18 protein-coding genes and 1 tRNA gene are annotated in these 18,682 nt (G+C 66.7%); 3 read left to right on the top strand and 16 right to left on the bottom strand.

Going from position 1 to position 18,682, the window contains the following annotated elements; translation table 11 throughout:
* Positions 1-4: 4 nt before the first annotated feature.
* Positions 5-90 (bottom strand) — tRNA-Leu (locus ACOGI8_RS04350).
* A 73-nt stretch (positions 91-163) separates the two neighbouring features.
* Positions 164-697 (bottom strand): hypothetical protein, encoded by a 534-nt coding sequence (locus ACOGI8_RS04345; RefSeq protein WP_419855666.1) that lies wholly within the window; start codon positions 695-697, stop codon positions 164-166.
* Positions 698-775: 78 nt separating this feature from the next.
* Here ACOGI8_RS04345 and ACOGI8_RS04340 point away from each other — a divergent pair, with 78 nt between their 5' ends.
* Positions 776-1,735 (top strand): PD-(D/E)XK nuclease family protein, encoded by a 960-nt coding sequence (locus ACOGI8_RS04340; RefSeq protein WP_419855665.1) that lies wholly within the window; start codon positions 776-778, stop codon positions 1,733-1,735.
* 162 nt (positions 1,736-1,897) lie between these two features.
* Here the strand turns inward: ACOGI8_RS04340 and ACOGI8_RS04335 are convergent, their stop codons facing one another.
* The 13 genes from ACOGI8_RS04335 to ACOGI8_RS04275 form a co-directional block, all read right to left on the bottom strand.
* Complete coding sequence (locus ACOGI8_RS04335; protein WP_419855664.1) at positions 1,898-2,524, bottom strand: GNAT family N-acetyltransferase; 627 nt, start codon at positions 2,522-2,524, stop codon at positions 1,898-1,900.
* Between the two features lie 31 nt (positions 2,525-2,555).
* Complete coding sequence (locus ACOGI8_RS04330) at positions 2,556-3,674, bottom strand: exopolyphosphatase (protein WP_419855663.1); 1,119 nt, start codon at positions 3,672-3,674, stop codon at positions 2,556-2,558.
* Complete coding sequence (locus ACOGI8_RS04325; protein ID WP_419855662.1) at positions 3,674-4,192, bottom strand: DUF501 domain-containing protein; 519 nt, start codon at positions 4,190-4,192, stop codon at positions 3,674-3,676. Before ACOGI8_RS04325 ends, ACOGI8_RS04330 begins: the two co-directional genes overlap by 1 nt.
* Before the next feature lie 124 nt (positions 4,193-4,316).
* Positions 4,317-5,006 (bottom strand): SRPBCC family protein, encoded by a 690-nt coding sequence (locus ACOGI8_RS04320; RefSeq protein WP_419855661.1) that lies wholly within the window; start codon positions 5,004-5,006, stop codon positions 4,317-4,319.
* Complete coding sequence (locus ACOGI8_RS04315; protein WP_419855660.1) at positions 4,997-5,563, bottom strand: nucleotidyltransferase family protein; 567 nt, start codon at positions 5,561-5,563, stop codon at positions 4,997-4,999. Before ACOGI8_RS04315 ends, ACOGI8_RS04320 begins: the two co-directional genes overlap by 10 nt.
* A 29-nt stretch (positions 5,564-5,592) precedes the next feature.
* Positions 5,593-6,759 carry an acyl-CoA dehydrogenase family protein gene (locus ACOGI8_RS04310; RefSeq protein WP_419855659.1) on the bottom strand — a complete coding sequence of 389 codons (1,167 nt, stop codon included), beginning with the start codon at positions 6,757-6,759 and terminating at the stop codon, positions 5,593-5,595.
* Between the two features lie 33 nt (positions 6,760-6,792).
* Positions 6,793-7,599, bottom strand: coding sequence for an XdhC family protein (locus ACOGI8_RS04305; protein WP_419855658.1), 807 nt, complete (start codon positions 7,597-7,599; stop codon positions 6,793-6,795).
* Positions 7,596-7,913: an XdhC family protein gene (locus ACOGI8_RS04300; RefSeq protein ID WP_419855657.1), complete on the bottom strand. Its 318-nt coding sequence runs from the start codon at positions 7,911-7,913 to the stop codon at positions 7,596-7,598. Before ACOGI8_RS04300 ends, ACOGI8_RS04305 begins: the two co-directional genes overlap by 4 nt.
* Before the next feature lie 75 nt (positions 7,914-7,988).
* Complete coding sequence (locus ACOGI8_RS04295) at positions 7,989-9,161, bottom strand: vWA domain-containing protein (protein ID WP_419855656.1); 1,173 nt, start codon at positions 9,159-9,161, stop codon at positions 7,989-7,991.
* 78 nt (positions 9,162-9,239) lie between these two features.
* Complete coding sequence (locus ACOGI8_RS04290; protein ID WP_419856361.1) at positions 9,240-10,151, bottom strand: AAA family ATPase; 912 nt, start codon at positions 10,149-10,151, stop codon at positions 9,240-9,242.
* 25 nt (positions 10,152-10,176) lie between these two features.
* On the bottom strand, positions 10,177-11,844 hold the full coding sequence (locus tag ACOGI8_RS04285) for a hypothetical protein (RefSeq protein WP_419855655.1): 1,668 nt from the start codon (positions 11,842-11,844) through the stop codon (positions 10,177-10,179).
* Positions 11,845-12,040: 196 nt separating this feature from the next.
* Complete coding sequence (locus tag ACOGI8_RS04280; RefSeq protein ID WP_419855654.1) at positions 12,041-13,078, bottom strand: aldo/keto reductase; 1,038 nt, start codon at positions 13,076-13,078, stop codon at positions 12,041-12,043.
* Between the two features lie 57 nt (positions 13,079-13,135).
* Positions 13,136-14,152 carry a fatty acid desaturase gene (locus tag ACOGI8_RS04275; RefSeq protein ID WP_419855653.1) on the bottom strand — a complete coding sequence of 339 codons (1,017 nt, stop codon included), beginning with the start codon at positions 14,150-14,152 and terminating at the stop codon, positions 13,136-13,138.
* A gap of 111 nt (positions 14,153-14,263) precedes the next feature.
* Here ACOGI8_RS04275 and ACOGI8_RS04270 point away from each other — a divergent pair, with 111 nt between their 5' ends.
* Together ACOGI8_RS04270 and ACOGI8_RS04265 are read left to right on the top strand one after the other, a co-directional pair.
* Positions 14,264-14,581 (top strand): type II toxin-antitoxin system RelE/ParE family toxin, encoded by a 318-nt coding sequence (locus ACOGI8_RS04270; protein WP_419855652.1) that lies wholly within the window; start codon positions 14,264-14,266, stop codon positions 14,579-14,581.
* Complete coding sequence (locus tag ACOGI8_RS04265; RefSeq protein ID WP_419855651.1) at positions 14,578-14,883, top strand: addiction module antidote protein; 306 nt, start codon at positions 14,578-14,580, stop codon at positions 14,881-14,883. Before ACOGI8_RS04270 ends, ACOGI8_RS04265 begins: the two co-directional genes overlap by 4 nt.
* Before the next feature lie 111 nt (positions 14,884-14,994).
* On the opposite strand, the gene ACOGI8_RS04260 is transcribed toward ACOGI8_RS04265, so the two are convergent.
* Complete coding sequence (locus tag ACOGI8_RS04260) at positions 14,995-18,546, bottom strand: ATP-dependent DNA helicase (protein WP_419855650.1); 3,552 nt, start codon at positions 18,544-18,546, stop codon at positions 14,995-14,997.
* Positions 18,547-18,682: the final 136 nt, after the last annotated feature.

Raw genomic sequence — 18,682 nt, 5'->3', positions numbered from 1 at the left:
CGGGTGCCCGGGGCGGGATTCGAACCCGCACGCTCCCGTGGGAGCCGAGGGGTTTAAGCCCTCTGCGTCTGCCAGTTCCGCCACCCGGGCCACTCGGCGCGTTCATCGCCTCCGCAATGCCCATCATGCTCGCACGAACGCCCGGGCACGATGCACTGAATTCCTAGGCGGCTTCGTCCAAGGCGTACGGCTCCGCGACATTGCCCGGCGTGGAACGCCCGCTCTCTGATGCTGCTGCGCGTGGCCCTTTGGGGCGGGCGGTAGGAGCGGCGGCATCGTGGCTGCCCTCGATCTCGCGCCACAGCTCATCTCTCACCGCAGCCGCTGCTGAGGCATCCAACTGGTTGCACACCACAATGCCCTCGATGGCGTCGGCCACGACCGCTGCGAAGGGGCGGCCGCGCACGCGCACTGCGACCACGCAATCACCGTGAACGCTGCGCTGGATGGAACGATCGAGCTGATCCGATCGCGGCGGGCTCTGGAAGCTGGGCACATTGAGGCCCATCTCGCGTGAGGCCGCGGCCAAGGCGCGCGCCGTCAGCACGAAGCGGCCCGACGGGTCGGCGCTCGAATCGCTGAGCACGCCGGCGGCTGCCGCCGATGAGCTGCCGGCTCGGTGCGATCGCCCGCGAGCCGGCGAGGCATCAACCAGCCGGAGCGCTGCGGGAGGGTGGGTGCGAGGTGTTGCTGGCATGTGCCCATCATCGCCAGGGGGTGTGACACCAAAGGGCGGGTGCCGCAGCGGGTGCGGGGACGGCAACAATGAGCACGCATGGCTGAGACCGCTCCGGGATTGCTGCCGGCCCAGCAGGCCACGCTGGACGCAATCCGCACGCCCGCAGAGCACCGTCCCACCTACCCGGCCGGCTTCGCCAACGAGTTGCGCAGCGAAGCCGAAGCAGCGCTGAACGGGCTCGTCGATGCGGCTCGCGACATCGACAGCCGTGGGCTGTGGGTCGCCAAGCGGGACCTCGCCGGCGTGTTCGGCTGCGAAGCGCGATACCTCGCCGATGCCGACACCCCGTTCGCATGGTCCGTGCCGACTGCACGCGGCACGGTGCTGCACAAGGCCGTCGAACTGTCCACCCATCGGCGCTTCGAACCTGAAGGCGCGGTCGATGCTGCGCTCGAACGTCTCGTCGCCGACGACGACAACCTCGGCAGCTTCCTGGCCGAGGCATCGGACGGCGAGCGCGCCGATCTGACGGCTAACTGCGTTGCGCTGCTCGCCCGCTTCGGCGAGACGTTCCCGCCGATGCAGCGTGCTTGGCGACCCGCTGCCGAAGTCCGGGCCCGCGCACGGCTCTGCGACGGTGCGTTCGTGCTCAACGGCAAGTACGACCTCACGCTCGGATCACCTACACCGCTGGGCGGACCTGACGGCCTCCAGCGCGCCGGCAAGGTCATCATCGACCTCAAGACAGGCTCACGCACACCGACCGACCCGGAAGACCTGCGGTTCTACGCGCTCGTGGAGACGCTCTCGGTGGGCGTGCCGCCGCTGGGCGTCGGCTCGTTCTACGTCGCCGAAGGACGCATAGAGCACGAGGCAGTGACTGCCGACGTGCTCGACAGCGCGCTGCGTCGAACCGTGGACGGCACCGGTCGACTCATCAGCTTGCGAACGGACAGGCGTGAGCCGCGGCGCGTGCCCGGACCGCCGTGCCGTTGGTGCCCGATCTCGGCCGATTGCGAGCCGGGTCAGGCCTGGCTGTCAGACCCCGACGACTGAGCCGTGCTGCCAAGAGGCTGAGCCGGTAGGCGAAGCCGTGGCCCGAGCGGCCCGTGAGCGACAGCGAACAAGAGCGGGAAACAACAGGTGCAACAGCGAGGAGGTTGGTCTCTCGGCTCGACCCCTGTGGCCGCTACCGGCAGGCTGTATCGCGGCTTCCGCCTACCCGTCCGTAGGCATCGGAGTGCGACCCAGCCGCGCGGCCCGCAGTCGTGCCGCCATCTCTTCTCGGCTGGCCCGCCATTCCTCCAGCGTCAGCCCGAAGCGCTCGTGGTCTTCCCACACGCCGGCGATCTGGATGTAGCCCTGCGCGATTCCCTCCGAGCGCAATCCCAGCTTCTCAACTACCCGCAGGCTGGCAGCGTTGCGCGGCATGATCGACACCTGCACCCGGTGCAAGCCGACCTGATCGAAGGCGAACCCGAACACCGCCAGCAGCCCTTCGGCGACCAGTCCCTTGCCGGCCAGCCGTTCGTCGATCCAGTAGCCCACGTGGGCGCTCTGGAATGCCCCACGTGCCACATGTGAGACATTGATCTCGCCGCAGAACCAGCCTTCGTGCCACAGGCCGAAGTCGAACGCCGTGCCCAATGAGCGCTCGCGTTCACGGACGCGGCAGCGATTGGCGAATGCTTGCGGGTCGCGCGACGGATCGGGCGCGCTCGCGGGCGGGCGAGGCTCCCACTTTGCCAGCCAGTCGCGGCACCGCTCCCGGACTTCGTTCCATTGGGCGAAGTCTGACGGCACGAGCGGGCGAAGCTCGAGCCGCTCGGTGCGCAGACGACTCACGCTGCGAACAGTACTGGCGCGCCGTCGGCGCTCACCGAGCGGCATCGGTGCCTTCGCTGAGCTCAGCCGCTGGACCGGCCTGCGCTTCGCGGAGCTCCGCCGCTGGGCTTGCCTGCGCCTCACGCAGTTCGGCCGCTGGGCTTGCCTGCGCCTCACGCAGTTCGGCCGCTATGCCGTCGAGGAGATCGCGCTCGCGCACGATGCACTCGTCGATGTTCCAATGGCGCATGACCGCAACGAGGATGCAGCAACCGCCCACGATCACGGGCGCCCGATCGACGTGCAAGCCCGGATTGTGGATGCGGTCGGCCAGCCGCTCGGTAGCCAGCGTGCGGAAGACATCCTCGGCAGCGGCCCGACTGAGCACGAACCCGTCAATGACCTCGGGCTCGTAGGGATCGAGGCCGATCTCGACCGCGGCCACAGTCGTGACCGTCCCGGCGACACCCACAAGCCGTGCCGCCGCGGCACCCCGAGCGATGACGGGATGATCACGGTCGATGTCGTCGAGATGCAGGCGCGCGACCGAGATCGCCGAACTCAACTCCTCGGGCCGGGGAGGATCCGATGCCAGGAACCTCTCCGTCCACCGCACCGAACCCATGTCGACGGAGATTGCCGCATCCGGTCGGCCGCCAGCCGATGGCGTGCCGTAGGCGAACTCCGTCGATCCCCCGCCGATGTCGAGCACCAGCGCAGCACGACCCTCCGCAAGAGCAGAAGCTGTGGGCGTGTCGGGACCGGAAGACGTGCCGGTGCCGGAAACACCGGCCAAGCCGGCGGTAGCCCCGGCAAATCCGTACGCAGCCTCGGCATCGCCATCCAGCAGCTCGACGTCGGTGCCGAGCGCGTCGCTCGCCCGCTGCAGGAACTCAGCTCCGTTCGCGGCATCGCGCGCAGCACTGGTCGCGACGGCCCGCACCGCAGTCGCCTGGCGGTCGTCGATGATCTGGCGGTACTCCCCCAGCACGTCGACGACGCGGCCGATGGCGTCGTCTCGAAGCCGACCTCCGGCATCGACGCCCCGTCCGAGCCCGGTGATGCGCAGCAGCCGCTGCCCCAGCCCGGTGCCGTCGTCGATGAGCAGGCGCGTGGTGTTCGTGCCGCAGTCCACGACCGCAACCGGACCCGGCGACGGCTCAGCGCTCATCAAGAACCGGCCGCTAGTTCTGGCCGGACGGATGCGCGTGCCGGTTCGCCGAACGCAGGCGCTGGTTCACCGGACCCCGTCGCGAGCGCATGTTCGTCGGGCGCAGGCGCGGCAGCAGTGCTCTCGACGGCCGATGACACGCCGATGTCGCCAAGCCGTGCCATTACCCAACCGCCGACGGGGTCATCGCCGCCCGCCAGCCGGTACGCCAGATGCGCGTGCAGGCACTTCACGCCTCGCGCCGTCCCCCCGACGCCGCCCGTCGGGCGCGGTCCGCGGTGATCGGGGGGCACCAGCGCATCTCGTTCGGAGGCGTAGCGATCATGCGCCGCGGCAAGCGCCTCGGGATCGACGGCCGCCTCAGCCGCCCGCACCCCGCCGTCGCCCTCGAGCTGGGACACTCGCCGACGCAGGTCGACGTCGACCAGCCAGTAGCGGGTGGGCATCGGGCGCCCGTCATCGAGCAGCGGAGCATTGGCGATCACCACGGGCCGCCCGTCGTCGTGCGCGACGGCCACCTCGAAAGCGCACTGGGGCGGGCGGCCGAGCAAGCCAGCTACTGCTTCGGCTTGAGCGGGCGTCAGGGGCGCGCCGGGGGCGCAACGAACGAGCAACGCCCTAGGGAGTCGCTGCAGCGAGCCCTCAGCCTTGGCGACGCTTGCGCCTGCGGCGACGGTTGAACAGGAAGAAGACCACCACCGCGAGCGGCGCCAAGATGCGCTTGAGCATGGGCCGGCCCGCTGTCTCGAGCAGGTCGACCGGTTCAGGCTCGGCCATCTCGATCTGGCGTGGGCCCGACGAAGCTGGCGCCTCGCCTGTCTCGTCGGACGCCTCGGCGTCATCCGCCGCAGCATCGTCCGCAGCGGCGTCGGCATCACCTTGGTCGCCGAGCTCGGACAGCTTCTGTTCGAGCGAGTCCACGAACTGACCGATGAGCTTCTCGGTGACGTCGGCCATCACGCCACGTCCGAACTGCGCCACCTTGCCGGTGACCTTCAGGTCGGTGGCGATCGACACGACCGTGCCGTCGCCGTCGGGGGTCATCTCGGCGGTCACCTCTGCGGCTGCGTTGCCCGCGCCGCGTGAGTCACGGCCGGACGCCTCGAGCACGATCCGGCGGTTGGCCTCGTCGAGCTCGACAAACTTCGCAGAGCCCTTGTACTGCGCCGTGATCGGACCCACCTTGATCTTCACACCGCCCTTGAATTCGTCGCCGTCGACCTCGGTGAGCTGCGCGCCCGGCATGCACGGCGCGATGAACTCGACATCGGTCAGCGTGCTCCACGCCTGCTCGACGGGTATGCCGACACGGAATTCACTCTTCAGCTCCATCGGCGCAGATCCTCCACGGTGTCGATGTCGTTGGGTGACCCTTCGCAGGCTACCGGCACCACGATTTCCGGAAATCGCCGCATCACCGTCCGGCCGCCGTCGTCGCCGCCGTACGGCAACAGCGGCCAGACCTCGCGTGCCAGCCGGACCGGGTTGCGCCGCCGGGCGCCGTAGGTGCCAACGGCGATGGGCGCCGCGCAGTCGGCGACGGCCTGCCACGACGCCGCCGTCACGAACGGCTGGTCGGCGAGGCCCACCACGATCGCGTCGTGGCCCTGCCGGGCCGCCCACGACGCAGCGCAGCGAACCGATGACGCAATGCCCGATTCCCAGCGATCATTGTCGATTACGGCAATGTCGCCGCCGGTCGCTGCAAGCACCTCCGAGACATCCACCGCGCCGGTGACCACCGCGACGGCATCGAGCGACGCCCCCAGCAGCGACTCCAGAGCCCGGCTCACCACGCTGTGGCCGTCCATGACCGCCAGCAGCTTGTGCTGCGGGCCTGCGAACCGGGTCCCGGCCCCCGCTGCCAGCAGCACTCCCGCCGTGGACACTGGCAAATGACCTCCGTGGCGGCAGTCGGCTAGTACGAGCGGGGCAGGCCGAGCACCTTCGACGACACGAAGTTCATGACCATCTCCTGGCTGACCGGCGCAATCTTCATCAGCCTGGCCTCGCGCCAGTAGCGCTCCACGTCGTATTCCTTGGCGTAGCCGAAGCCGCCGTGGGTCTGCATGGCCCGGTCGGCGCACTCGAACGCTGCCTCCGACGCCAGATACTTGGCCAGATTGGCCTGCTCGCCGCAGCTCAGGCCGTTGTCGTAGCGCCACGACGCATCGCGCACCACCAATTCGGCCGCGTGCAGGCGGGCATGGCTGTCGGCCAAGGGGAAGGCGATGCCCTGGTTCTGGCCGATCGGGCGGCCGAAGATCACCCGGCTCTTCGCATACTCGGCAGCGCGTCGCAGCGCGACCCGGCCGATCCCCAGAGCCTCAGCAGAGATCAGGATCCGCTCGGGATTGAGGCCGTCGAGGATGTAGCGGAACCCCTCGCCCTCCTCGCCGACGCGACGGTCCACCGGCACGCGCAGGCCGTCGTATCGCACCTCGCACGAGACCACCGCGTTACGGCCCACCTTGGGGATCGGGGTGATGTCGACCGCCGGATCCTGCAGGTCGACCAGCAGCAGGGTCATGCCCTGTGTCGGCCCGTCGCACAGCTCCTTGGGCGTCGTGCGCACGAGCAGCAGGCAGACGTCGCAGTAGGGCGCCTTGGTGGTCCACACCTTGGCGCCCGTGATCACGTATTCGTCACCGTCACGCTCGGCCCGGGTACGGATCGACGTGGTGTCGGTGCCGGCATCGGGCTCGGTGACGCCGAACGCGGCATGAATCGAGCCATCGGCGACGCCGGGCAGGATCTCCTTGGCCAGTGCTTCCGAGCCGTACTTGCGCACCGGCTCCATGCCGAAGATCGACAGGTGCAGGGCTGAGCAGCCGTTCATGGCGGCCCCGCTGGCGGCCACCTCCTCCAGCACGATCGATGCTTCGGTGATGCCTTGGCCGCCGCCGCCGTACTCGGTTGGAATGGCGATGCCGACCCAGCCGCCCTCGGCCATGGCGTTGTAGAAGTCCCAGGGGAACTCGTGTTTCTCGTCGCGCTCTCGCCAGTACTCGTCGGGGAAGTCTGCACAGACGCGCCGCACGCCCTCGCGGATCGCCTCGTGGTCCTCGTTTTGGGTGAAGTCCATCGCGCCGACGCTACCGGGCGACCGCTGCCGGGTTCAGTGGATGCGGCCTTCGCCGTCCTTGAGACGGGGGGCTTGGCGGCCGGTGTGCGAGGCGATGATCTCGGCCACGATCGACACGGCCGTTTCCTCGGGGGTACGTCCGCCAATGTCGAGGCCGATCGGGGCCATGACCCGTTCGAGATCTTCGTCGGTGACGCCAGCCTCGCGAAGGCGCTCGGTTCGCTTCTCGTGGGTTGTGCGGGAACCCATCGCCCCGAGGTAGCCGACCCGAGTGGGCAGGGCGCCGACGATGGCGGGCACGTCGAACTTGTGGTCGTGGGTGAGCACGCATACCGCATCGCGGGGACCCAGCTCGTCGCCGATGCGGTCGAGCAGGCGATTGGGCCAGTCGACCACGACATCGTCGGCCATCGGGAAGCGGCGCTTCGTCGCGAAGACCTCTCTTGCGTCGCACACCGTGACGCGGTAGCCGAGCAGCTTGGCCTGGGAGGCGAGCGCCCGGGTGAAGTCGACGGCGCCGAAGATGACCATGTGCGGGCGCCGGGCGTGGCACTCCACGAACACGCTGAGGTCCATCTGGCGGGCTTCGCCGTGCTGGCCGTAGTGGCGCACCTCGCTGATGCCCGCATCCAGCATTCCGAGGGCATCGCGTGCAACCACGCGGTCGAGATCGGGGTCGCCCAGCGTGCCGAGGGCCGCCTCGCCAGGCTGGACGAGCAGTTTCGCGCCAGCGTCAGGGCCGTCAATGATCGTGGCCAGCGCGACTGGCTCCTCGGCCCGGATGGCGTCCCGGAATGCCTCGTAGATGCCGGCACTGCCGCGATTGGACTCGGCACTCACCAGTCGAGTTCCTCCACGAACAGGTGGATCGTGCCACCGCAGGTCAGCCCGACGGCAAATGCCTCATCGTCGCTGTAGCCGAAGGTGGTGATCCCCGGGCCCCGCCGCCCACCGAGCAGCTCGAGAGCCTCGCCGACCACAGCGCCCTCGACACAACCGCCCGAGACCGAGCCGGCGACTTCGCCCTCTTCGTTCACGGCCATCGCGGCGCCTGGGTCGCGTGGCCCCGAACCTTCGATGTCCACCACCCGCGCCACGGCCACTCGTTGGCCAGCTGCCTGCCACCGGTCGATGTCATCCAAGATCTCGTCCATATCCCCAGTCTCCCTATTGACATTGTTGCGGTATCGGAAGGTCGTGCGTCGGGTGATGTCGCGATGCTGCGAGCGTCAAGCCGCGATGGCTGCAGCCAGGTGTTCGAGTGAATCGAAGGAATGGCCTTCGATGAACTCGTCGACGTGCGGCAAGGCAGCAGCCATGCCACGAGCCAGCGGCGCGTAGCCGGGAGTGTGCTTCAGCGGGTTGACCCAGACAAGCCGGTGGGTCACCAAGTGCAGACGGGCCATCTGCTCGGCCAGCTCGTCAGGTGCGCCACGGTCCCAGCCGTCCGAGCAAATCACCACGATGGCCCCCCGCGCATGGCCCCGCACTCCCCATCGATCGTTGAACTCGTGCAGCGTGGCGCCCAGCCGAGTGCCGCCCGACCAGTCCTGTACCGAGTCGGCAGCGGCCGCCAAGCCGGCGTCGGGATCGCGGGATGACAGCTCGCGGGTGACCCGGGTGAGCCGCGTGCCGATCGTGAATGCCTCCACCCGGGTGCGGCCGATCACCGCGGCGTGAGCGAACCGCACCAGCGCCCGGGCGTAGGGCTCCATGGATCCCGACACGTCGAGCAGCAGCACCAAACGGCGCGTCTTGCGATCGCCGACCAAGAACTCGCGCCGTATCGCCTCACCACCCGTGCGCAAGGCGCGGCGGATGGTGCGACGCAGGTCGGGACGCCGGGAGATGCGTTTGGCCCGCACGGCACGCCGCGAGCGGCGGGTGACTGCCTGGAAGCGCAGCTCGCCCATCAGCGAGTGCAGCTCAGACAGCTCGCCGTCGCTGCAATCGGCGAAATCCTTGTGGCGCAGCGTCTCGACATCGCTGTAGCGGACCCGCAGCGTCGGGCCGGCATCGGGTTCATCGCTGTCTCCCGGCGGCGGCGCGCCGCTGTCGTCGTCTGTGTCGGTGGCCAGGGTCACCGAGATCGGCGGCAGCTCCACGACGATCCCGCTGGGCGCACGGCCCTCCCAGAACACCGCGAAGGCCCGGTCGTAGATGCTGATATCGGCAGGACTGCCCACCAGCGTCGCTCGGCCCGCCCAGTACACGTCCTCACGGCCCCCAACCCCCAGCAGTCGCAGCGCTTCGGTGAACGCCATGACACGGCGGATGGTGACGACCAGCCCCGCGCCACGCAGGATCGACGAGAAGGCCGAGGCCAAGCGCTCAGGTTCGTTGACGTGGCCGTCAGGCGTCGGCGTGGGAGCACCGAGGTCCGTGCCGGTGGCGCCACTCATGGCGTCCCGCTCTTGTTCCCTGTGCTGATGCGATTGGGCTCACGGGCCGCTCGGGCCCGGGGCTCAGCCACGCGGCTCTCAGGCCTCGGCGACGGCGGCCATGATCATCTCCATCCCGACCGACGTAACACGTTGCTGGTCCTCGCGATACTTCAGCACCGTTCCCAACGTGGCCTCAAGCATCGGGGTGTCGAGCTCGGCTGCGCCGAGACGCCCCAGCGCCGTGGCCCAGTCGATGGTCTCAGCGACGCCAGGGGGCTTGTACAGCCGCATCTCGCGCATCACCGACACCGCGGACGCCACCTGCCGTGCGAGCGCGCCGTCCACGTCGGGCAGCTTGAGCTTGACGATCTCGACCTCACGGTCGACCGACGGGTGCGAGACCCAGTGGTACAGGCACCGACGCTTGAGCGCGTCATGCACGTCGCGGGTCCGATTGGAGGTGACCACCACGAGCGGCGGCCGGGCCGCAGTGATCGTGCCCAGCTCGGGCACGGTGACCGTGAAGTCGGACAGCACCTCGAGCAGGAAAGCCTCGAACTCGTCGTCGGCCCGATCCACTTCGTCGATCAGCAGCACTGCGGGCGTGGCGTCGTCGTGGTCGATGGCCCGCAGCAGCGGCCGGCGGATCAGGAAGCGTTCCGAGTACAGCTCGTCCTCGATGGCCTCCGCGTCGGCCGCAGCGCGTCCCGCAGCCTCAGCCGTGCGCAGGTGAAGGAGCTGGCGGGTGTAGTCCCATTCGTAGAGCGCCTGAGCGGCGTCGATGCCCTCGTAGCACTGCAGGCGGATGAACTCCCCGCCGATCCAGGCCGCCAGCACCTTGGCCAGCTCGGTCTTGCCCACGCCCGCATCCCCCTCAAGGAACAACGGCCGACCCATCGTGACCGAGAGGTACACCACCGTCGACAGCCCCTCGTCGGGCAGGTAGCCGTGCTCGGTCAGCGCCGCCGAGACATCAGCAGTGGTACTGGGCGCTGTGAACACAGCGATCAAGGCTACGGCTTCGCACGCCGTGCTATGAGGTCGTCTCCAGCCGGCAGAAGCAGGACGCGGTGATGGGCACGTCTGCCCGTGCGATGGCGAGATCGAGGCGCTGGCGGATCAGCGGTTCCTCCACCGTTTCTCCTCGCCGTACGAGGCACTCGTGCAGCCCGTGAAGGCTCCAGACGTTGTCGGGGTGCTGGCAGGGCCGGCGCAGCTGGTCGTCCAAGCCCAAGTCGGACCGGTACAGCGCCTCAGCCTCGTCGAACTGGCCTTGTTCCGACAGCAACGCGGCCAGCGCATGGCGTGTCGGCTGCATCCAGCCCCAGGGCTCGTCGTAGGGCAGGTTGTCGTCGAGCTCCACCGCGTGGCGAAGATGATCGAAGGCGACGTCGAAGTTGCCGCATCGGTACTCCACCTCGCCGTTCAGCATGGCCTCGGCCACGGTCAGGATGTCGAGACCGGTGTTGTTGAACAGCGTGCGGCTGGGCAGCACCTGGGCCTTGGCGGCGAGGAATTCCTCACGTTCGGCCAGCGCATCGTCGACTTGGCTCAGCGAGGCGTAGGCGACCGTGCGGGCGTAGCGCATCATGGCAGTGGTGACGCAATAGAACTGCTGGTCGAAGGGCAGGTGCTGGTCGAGGATCTCGTGCCACTTGCCGAAGCGCACGAACACGTGCTGCTTGATCGCCACGAACCCTTCCAGCCAGTCGGCCATGGGCGGCGAGCCAGTTCGCAGCAGTTCCTCCGGCAGCGTGCGGTTCATCTCTTCGGCCGCCTCGAGGGCTGGGGCGTACTGGCCGGCCAGCAACGCCCCGTACACCTTGAAGTGATAGTCGTGGCAGCGGTAGGCGGAATAGAAGTTCATCGGACCCTTGAGGTCCAGGTACTTCCGATCAGCCACGATCGCGGCCGAGTTGCGGGTGACGACGTTGTGGTAGTGGCCGCACAGCACGTCGATATGGGTCGGCATGTGGACTAGGTGCCCTGCGTCGGGCGCCAGATCGACGAGCCGGTCGCCGGCGGCCAGGGCCCGCTCCGGATGCGGCGACATCTCCATGAGATGGATGTACATGTGCAGCAAGCCGAGGTGGCTGTTGGCGCCCTCGGCATCAAGCGTCTCGAAGGCAGTCTCCAGCACATCGACTGCTTCGAGCGTGCCCGCGCCCTCCGCCGGATGGCCAGTGACCAAGTCCCACAGTTCCCAGGGCGTGCGGTTCATGATCGCCTCGGCGAACAGGGAGCAGACATCCAGGTCGTCGCGGTAGGACTGGTAGACCTCGCGCATCGCGTCTGCGTAGGCGTCGTTCCACCGCCCGAAGTCGCCTTCGTCGGGTACCTCGGGGTGCGAGGAGTAGCGGTACGCCAGCGCCCCAATCAGCGCTCGTTCGAGATCGCCGGTGCCTGTTGAGGCAGACGCGGCTGCCGCAACCTCGGTCCGGGCCCGGTCCAGCGAGGTGCGCAGATCGTCCTCGTCGAACTCTTCCCACGGCTTGTTGTAGTTCGGCCCGATGGCGTACGCGATGCCCCAGTGCGCCATGGCGAAGTTGACGTCGTGCAGCAGCGCTCGTTCGAAGCAGGCGATCGCCTCTTCGTGATGGAAGCCGTAGCACCACGCCATGCCGCGGTCGAACCAGAGCTGGGCCTCAGCGTCGGATGTCGTGACCGGCCACCGGTACGAGCCCAGATCGAAGTACGCCATCGCCGCTTCCCGAGCCCTCCTGGCCGTCTGCCTGCTCCCCAATTGCACAGTATCTCTCACGAAACCGGCGAAAGCCATGAAAGCTGTTCAATTCTGAAATGTGGGCAAGTTCAGGACTCGACCAACCGTTGCGCTCAGCCCACAGCGATCATCGACGTGCCGGCCGCCGTCGTGAATCGCCCGACCTCCTTCGGTCTCAACTGGTGCCGAGCGAGAGCAGGTTCTCGACGGGCTGGTAGAGCTCTTCCAGATAGGCCGTGTCGTCGGCGCTGAGCTCGATGGTCGTGGCCTCGACGAGCTGATCGAGCTGGCTGATCTTGGACACGCCGACCACGGGCGCGGTGATCTCGGGCTTGTTGGTGAGCCATGCCAAGGCGATCTGGGCGGGGCGCACATCGAGTCGCTCGGCCACCTCGGACACCCGCGCAGCGATGTCGAAGTCGCGCTCACCCAAATAAAGACTCTCAGTGCGGGCACGGTCCTGGCCCTTGGAGCGGTCGGTTGTGCCGGCGTCGAGACTGCCCTGGTAGGACCCGGTGAGAATGCCCCGCGCCAGCGGCGACCACGGCGTGAGCGCCACGCCGGTGGCTGCGCAGTACGGGTTCATCTCGCGCTCTTCCTCTCGGTAGATGAGGTTGTAGTGGTTCTGCATCGACACGAACTTGGTGAAGCCACGCATCTCGGCGGTGAGCTGCAGCTCGGCGAATTGCCAGGCGAACATCGACGAACCGCCGAGGTACAGCGCCTTGCCCGCCTTCACGACATCGTGCAGCGCTTCCAACGACTCGGCGATGGGCGTCTGTGCGCTGCCGGGGATGCCGTGCGGGTGGCGGTGGATGATCAGCTGGTCCACGTAGTCGACGCCGAGACGGCGCAGCGAATTGTCGACCCCCTCCATGATGTGCTTGCGGCTCAGGCCGCCCTCGTTGGGGTTGCGCCCCATGGGCATCGAGACCTTGGTGGTCAGCACGTACTTCTCGCGCGGCAGCAGCTCACGCAAGATCTGCCCCACCACCTCTTCGGACGCACCCACCCCGTAGATATCGGCACAGTCGAAGTAGTACAGGCCGCGCTCGATAGCGGCCTCAAAGATGGGACGGGCCTCGGTGACGCCCAGGGTCCAGTCGCCCTGGTGGCCCCGTCCGGGCACGCCGAAGTTCATGGTTCCCAAGCAGAGCTCCGACACCAACAGACCGCAGTTCGAACCGAGCTGGGCGGATTTCAGTCGCGACATGGCCCCGAAACGTATTCGACGACGGCCCCGGCCCGTCGGCCCGTCCCCGCCGACGCCCTAGGACTGCTGCGAAGCGGGCTCGGGTGACCCAGCGGCGAGCGCACGCCAGAGCGAGCGGTAGGTCGGCCACGAGGCGTCGGCTGGCAGGTAACCGTCTTCGATCAGTGCACTGTTCAACCGGCGTAGGTTGCGGGCCGGCACGCCGGAGTCAACATGGTGTGCCAGGTGGTAACCGACGTGATACGGCACGAACAGCACCCGAGCCAGCCAGCTCTGGCGGATGTGGTGGGTGGTGTTGCGACGGTCGGAGGTACGGGTCATGCCCCCATGCTCGGCGATGGCCCGCAGCCGGTTGATGATCTGATACCAGGTGAAGAAAGGCACCGCCCACAAGAACAGGTACAGCCACGGGTGCCCTGCGAGCCAGAACGCTGCGAACACGATCGCCTGACCGGCGAAGAACCGCAGGCTGAGCGGCAGGAACTTGAGCTTGGCCAAGCCGGTGAACCGGGGCTTGACGATGCGCCATGCCGACACGCCCACCACGTCGCGCATGAACTTGCGTCGGAGCGACGGCCACGGCACCGGATAGAACGAATACAGCAGGAAATCTGGCTCGCGGGGGCCGAACTCGTCGCGGTGATGGTGGACGTGGCCCCGCCGGTAGTGGTGGGAGCCAGTGCCGAATGGGAACCAGCCCACCAGATTGATGCCGATCCGGTCGTTCCACCAACGGCTCGAGAACAGCAGCCGGTGCGCCGCCTCGTGGTGCAGCACGAACATGCGCAGCTGCAGCGTGCCGATGATCGGCACAGCAACAACGACAGCCAGCGGATGGCCGATGGCAACCACTGCAGCGATCACCGCCACCGGCGCCGCCAGCGTGGCCATGACCTCGATCGCATTGATGAAGTCGGGAATGCGCCGCAGCTCGGCCCGGAAAGCGGGCTTCGGCCGGCCGTCGGGACGCAGGCGGTCCGACCCCTCGAACCGAGGCAGATCGGGGCGCGTCATGCCACCGGTCATCTTCGCCACAAGCTCGTCGTGCGTCGGCATCACCGCAGTCGCGCTCACGCCATGGATGCTACGACGCTGCGAAGGGAACAGAGGGTCCCCACTCCACGAATCCGATCTTGTCCAAAAAATCGTATCGCGCAAGATACATTTGCAGGATACGTTCGCCCGATGGATATCGAGGTCGGCCAAACCGATGTCTACGCCCGATGGTTCTCCAAACTCAGAGACCGGCAGGCGCGCCTGCGTATCGTCGCTCGCATCAGGCGCTTGGCCTTGGGGCACATCGGCGACGCGAGATCAGTGGGCAAGGGAGTGTCCGAGATCCGCATCGATTACGGACCCGGCTACCGGGTGTACTTCACTCGGCGAGAGCAAACGCTCGTGGTTCTGCTTGCAGGCGGCGACAAAGACAGCCAGAAACGAGACATCGCCGCGGCACAGGCGCTGGCGGCCCGCATCCCGGCAAGGATCGAGGTAGTGGAATGAATGAGGTACAGATCCGTCGATGGGACCCTGTCGAACATGTGGAATCCACAGCGGATGCGATCACCTACCTTGACGCGGCTTTGGAGGACGGCGATCCGCAGTTGGTTGCCGCCGTGCTCGGTGATATCGCGAGGGCTGCTGGTATGACCAAGATCGCCGCTGCGGCTGGACTTGGTCGCGAGAGCCTGTACAAGTCGCTCTCTCCGAATGGCAATCCGGAACTCGCGACTGTGCTCAAGGTGATGCGAGCAGCAGGACTGCGGCTACACGCGTCACTTGCAGACGACGCTGCCGCCGCCTAGCCGTCCGCTCCGATACCCGTTGCGTTTGGCTGCCCACTCCGCCTCTCGGGCATACACACCCCATGAATGCCCCGCCCAAGTGTTGGCCTCAGCACCAGCCTGACAGCGAGATCATGCGATTTCTTGCACCTTGGACTGCACGGCCGCCGAGTCGATTCCACCATTCTCATCGTCCTCGGTGACGATCAACGTCGCCGCGTCACCGCCGCGTTCTACAACCCCGCTGTGTGCGTACCACTCCAGCTTGCGTTCCCAAGCTTGGGCGTATCTCGGGTCGGAGAGCATGCCGAGGTGCTCCCAAATGAAAGTCTCGCCGGTGGCAGCATCTTCAATTGTGAAGTCCGGATACCGAAATGTGCCGTCGTGGCCCCGGAACCGCTTCTCGTAGGCGAATTCAATGCCAGCAGCAGACATCTCGTTCGCAACGATCACCTCACTCTTTGAGCGGACAAGCGTGCCATTGGTCGTTCTGTGAATCAGATGCGCTTCGAGAAAGCGGCCTTCGCCCACGTCCTGCGGCCGTGGGTCGCGGAACAAATTCGTGAGACGCCGGGCAGTTTCCGAGTGGCCATCCGATCCGTAGGCAAGTAGTTCCTCGAGCGGACCCTGATGCAGCACGACGACCTGCTGCGTCTGGCGAGTCAGCGCCGTGTACAGCAACTCTCGTGAGAGCAGTGCACACGGACTCGGAATGACCACGAATGTGGTGCCGAATTCAGAGCCTTGCGACTTGTGAACCGTTATGGCGTACGCAAGCTCCAGAATCGACTCACCGTCTCTCGGCAGCCACTTGCCACTGAACCCGTACTCGAAACCGGGCTGCGTCGAGAATTCAACCTGCAGCTTTCTGGGCTTGAACTTCTGGCCACGCTTCTTGAGCTGGCCAACCACCATGCCGATCTCACCGTTGGCCACGAATCTGGGGGCGCTGATGTGCTCGTTCTCTTGAAGAGACTCGTCCGGCCAAACATCGTCGTGGGGGTGATTGCGGTTGTTCATCACCTTGTCGCCGTAGACGATGCCTTCTGGGCCCATCGGCTTGGGTACTTTTCGACCGAAGCGTGGCACTTCACGAGCCGACCTGATCAGATCGGCTCGAAAGTGCCGATGAACGGATCGATTGATCTCGGCGACACCCGCACCGGTTGCATGGATCGGGCTGAGAATCTGCCAGCTCTCGCAAGCCTTGCCCGCGCCCTCCCTCTCGCGGTAGCTGCTGTTGAAGTACACGTAGTCGCCGCTGACGACGCCGCCCAGTGATTCCCCGAATCCGACTTGGTCGTCGGCGTCTTTGATCGCAGTGATCTCTTGCGTGAGCAGGCCACGGATCCGGTCGAACACTTCCGTCGGCGAGCCCCACTCCTCGAAGCGCACCGTGTCGCTGTCGCTGCCGCTCAATAGCTCGCCCCAGGCCTCCTCTGCCAGCGGACCTGGCGACCCGCCGCCGAACCACTGTCCGAGTGCGAGATCGTGGCGAAATTGCCGACGATTCGACCCCTCGCGCTGGCGCATCTGGATCATGAGTTCGGCGTAGGACGGGCCGACTCTGGGCCACTTCCCGTCGGCTCCGCTCTTGAGGTGCTCGACGATGTCGACGAACGGGCGTCCGGGCCCGATGGGTGGCAGCTGACGCGGATCGCCGACGAGAATGATGCGCTCCAATTGGCGGACATTGTCGAGGACTGCGTCGAGTTGCTCCTCGGTGACCATGGACGCTTCGTCGATGACCAATGTGCCGCCAGTGAGCCTTGGCGGCTCACTCGACCGGCCGTAGCGACCCGTTCGAGGGTCAAATCGGCGCTGTCGGACCAAGAACTGAGCGATCGTGTGCGCGTGTACTCCCGGTATCCCGCGCAATCCTCGCTCCAACTGCACTCTTGCCTTGCCGGTAGGCGCCAGCAGCGTCACCCCGGCACCGCGCTCAGCCAGGTGCGTGCACAACGCTGCCAACAGCGTCGTCTTGCCAGTACCGGCAGGGCCGACGAGCACTGCGAATCGGGCAGCAGCGAGTTCCCGCAGTGCGGCGACCTTCTCTTCGCGTGCGCGGCCCTCCACTTCGTCTGCGGGAATCGCTCCGCCCTGCTGGAGTCCCGCCAACTGCTCATCGAGTAGGTCCGACCAGTTGGCCTCGACCGTGTGTCGCCTCGTCGCTCTCGAACGCCTGAGCACTTCACTTCGAATGTTGTCGCGCGCCATGCGAAGTCGATCAAGCTGGAATCCCGGCGCGCCGTCGTCCAGTTGCGCTTGCTGCACGACTAGCTCGAGATCGTCGCCGATAACGCTGAGCAGATCGCCGTCGATGGGACATGGCGGCGTCACGGCCATCTCGCGAACGGCGCGCACCAAGTCGTCCTGTGGCACCACCGTGTGCCCACCAGCAGCCGCTTCCTCCAAAACGGCAACGGACAGGGCACGTACCCGCCGGGGATCTTGAGGCTCGCTCATTGCGGATGGCTCAGGCAGAGCCAAGCTCGGATTCCCTGACGACGAGAACAAGCCACGGTCCACAGAACTCACCGAAATCGGATTCACGCTCGCACGATCTGCTTCGTAGAGCAGATACGGGTTGCGCAACAAATCGGCATCGTCGATGTCTATTCCGGCCTTGCTGCGCGACTCACGCACGAAGAACCGCTCGGTTTGTTCCGAAGAAACGTCAAGACGAGCGATCAAATGCAGCAGCGCCCTTCGCTCAACGGGGAGATCGGCAAGCTTGCGGGCGATAGTCGGCCCAACGCGGCGGACCCACTCGGGGCCGAGTGACGCCGGATTGTCCAGCGCCGCCTGCACGGCCGGCCACGGATCCTGCGCTGCGGGAAGGCTCTCAGTGATGCGGTAAGCGAGGAGGTCGGAATGGTCGACGCCGAGTGCCGCCAGCGCAGAACCCAGCCCGGGGAACGGACCCCGGAGCTTCCACAGCTCCCCGAGACGTGCTTGCGCCCAACGAATCTGCTCGTCGAAATTGTCTCCCAATGCGGCCCCGGCGCGCTGCAGTCCCTCCACCATGGCGAGCAGCGATGCGATCGCCTGATCGTGCGTGAGATGTTCGGAGGCATAAGAGAACTGTTCGAACGCTTCGTCCTGGGCGAAGACGACGACATCTTCGGGATTGAAGTCGGGATCCTCGGCCGCTCGTTCGAGATCTGCGTGGTACGGAAGCAGGAACCCGCCCCCATAGCTGGTTGGGCGTATCGAATGGCTGACGATCCGTTCCCAGATCATCGACCGCGTCGGGCGCTCTGCGTTTGGCTCGTACTCGTACTCGACTCCGTGGCCGCAGCCAGTCACCCAGCCCACGCCGACGAGCACGCGACCACGCCGCTCAGTGTGCGGAACTTCCTTCGCATAGAAGAATGCGAGCGAGCGTTCTGGTTCGACAGCTGAGAAGAACGCGTCAAGCAGATTGGACTGGTTCTCGCGATCCTGCACCCATGCGGACTCGAAGCCCATCGCCTGCCGAGCCTCCTCCTCGGCCTCGTCGCGATAGACGATGTCGAAGTCGTCGGCCAATGACGCTGCGTCCTCGCGCCGCATCCAGCGAAACGGCACAGCCTCGGCGCTGAACGGCGGGATCTCAACAAGTGTCGGGCGATAGTGCCGGTGCGCGTCAGAGGTCGCTTGGTAGGGGTGCCGGACGTGACGGGTGATCGGAAAGCTCGCCATGAACGATCCTCGTTCTGCGATGCACGGCGGCAGCTGAGCCGACTGGAGTTCGTCAAGACGGCGGCCTCGAAGCTCAATTTCGACGGCGTTCTCGCGCCGGTCGTGGATATTCGGAAGTCGCAGACACGACGCGTTG

Origin of the sequence: Candidatus Poriferisodalis sp., from assembly GCF_965204195.1 — a bacterium.
Classification (GTDB): Bacteria; Actinomycetota; Acidimicrobiia; order Acidimicrobiales; family Poriferisodalaceae; genus Poriferisodalis.
This window is presented reverse-complemented; position numbering and strand designations above follow the sequence as displayed.

Coding starts and splice junctions, on each gene's coding strand:
- ACOGI8_RS04345 (WP_419855666.1), bottom strand. CDS start 697: ATGCCAGCAACACCTCGCACCCACCCTCCCGCAGCGCTCCGGCTGGTT.
- ACOGI8_RS04340 (WP_419855665.1), top strand. CDS start 776: ATGGCTGAGACCGCTCCGGGATTGCTGCCGGCCCAGCAGGCCACGCTG.
- ACOGI8_RS04330 (WP_419855663.1), bottom strand. CDS start 3,674: ATGAGCGCTGAGCCGTCGCCGGGTCCGGTTGCGGTCGTGGACTGCGGC.
- ACOGI8_RS04320 (WP_419855661.1), bottom strand. CDS start 5,006: ATGGAGCTGAAGAGTGAATTCCGTGTCGGCATACCCGTCGAGCAGGCG.
- ACOGI8_RS04310 (WP_419855659.1), bottom strand. CDS start 6,759: ATGGACTTCACCCAAAACGAGGACCACGAGGCGATCCGCGAGGGCGTG.
- ACOGI8_RS04300 (WP_419855657.1), bottom strand. CDS start 7,913: ATGGACGAGATCTTGGATGACATCGACCGGTGGCAGGCAGCTGGCCAA.
- ACOGI8_RS04295 (WP_419855656.1), bottom strand. CDS start 9,161: ATGAGTGGCGCCACCGGCACGGACCTCGGTGCTCCCACGCCGACGCCT.
- ACOGI8_RS04285 (WP_419855655.1), bottom strand. CDS start 11,844: ATGGCGTACTTCGATCTGGGCTCGTACCGGTGGCCGGTCACGACATCC.
- ACOGI8_RS04280 (WP_419855654.1), bottom strand. CDS start 13,078: ATGTCGCGACTGAAATCCGCCCAGCTCGGTTCGAACTGCGGTCTGTTG.
- ACOGI8_RS04270 (WP_419855652.1), top strand. CDS start 14,264: ATGGATATCGAGGTCGGCCAAACCGATGTCTACGCCCGATGGTTCTCC.
- ACOGI8_RS04265 (WP_419855651.1), top strand. CDS start 14,578: ATGAATGAGGTACAGATCCGTCGATGGGACCCTGTCGAACATGTGGAA.
- ACOGI8_RS04260 (WP_419855650.1), bottom strand. CDS start 18,546: ATGGCGAGCTTTCCGATCACCCGTCACGTCCGGCACCCCTACCAAGCG.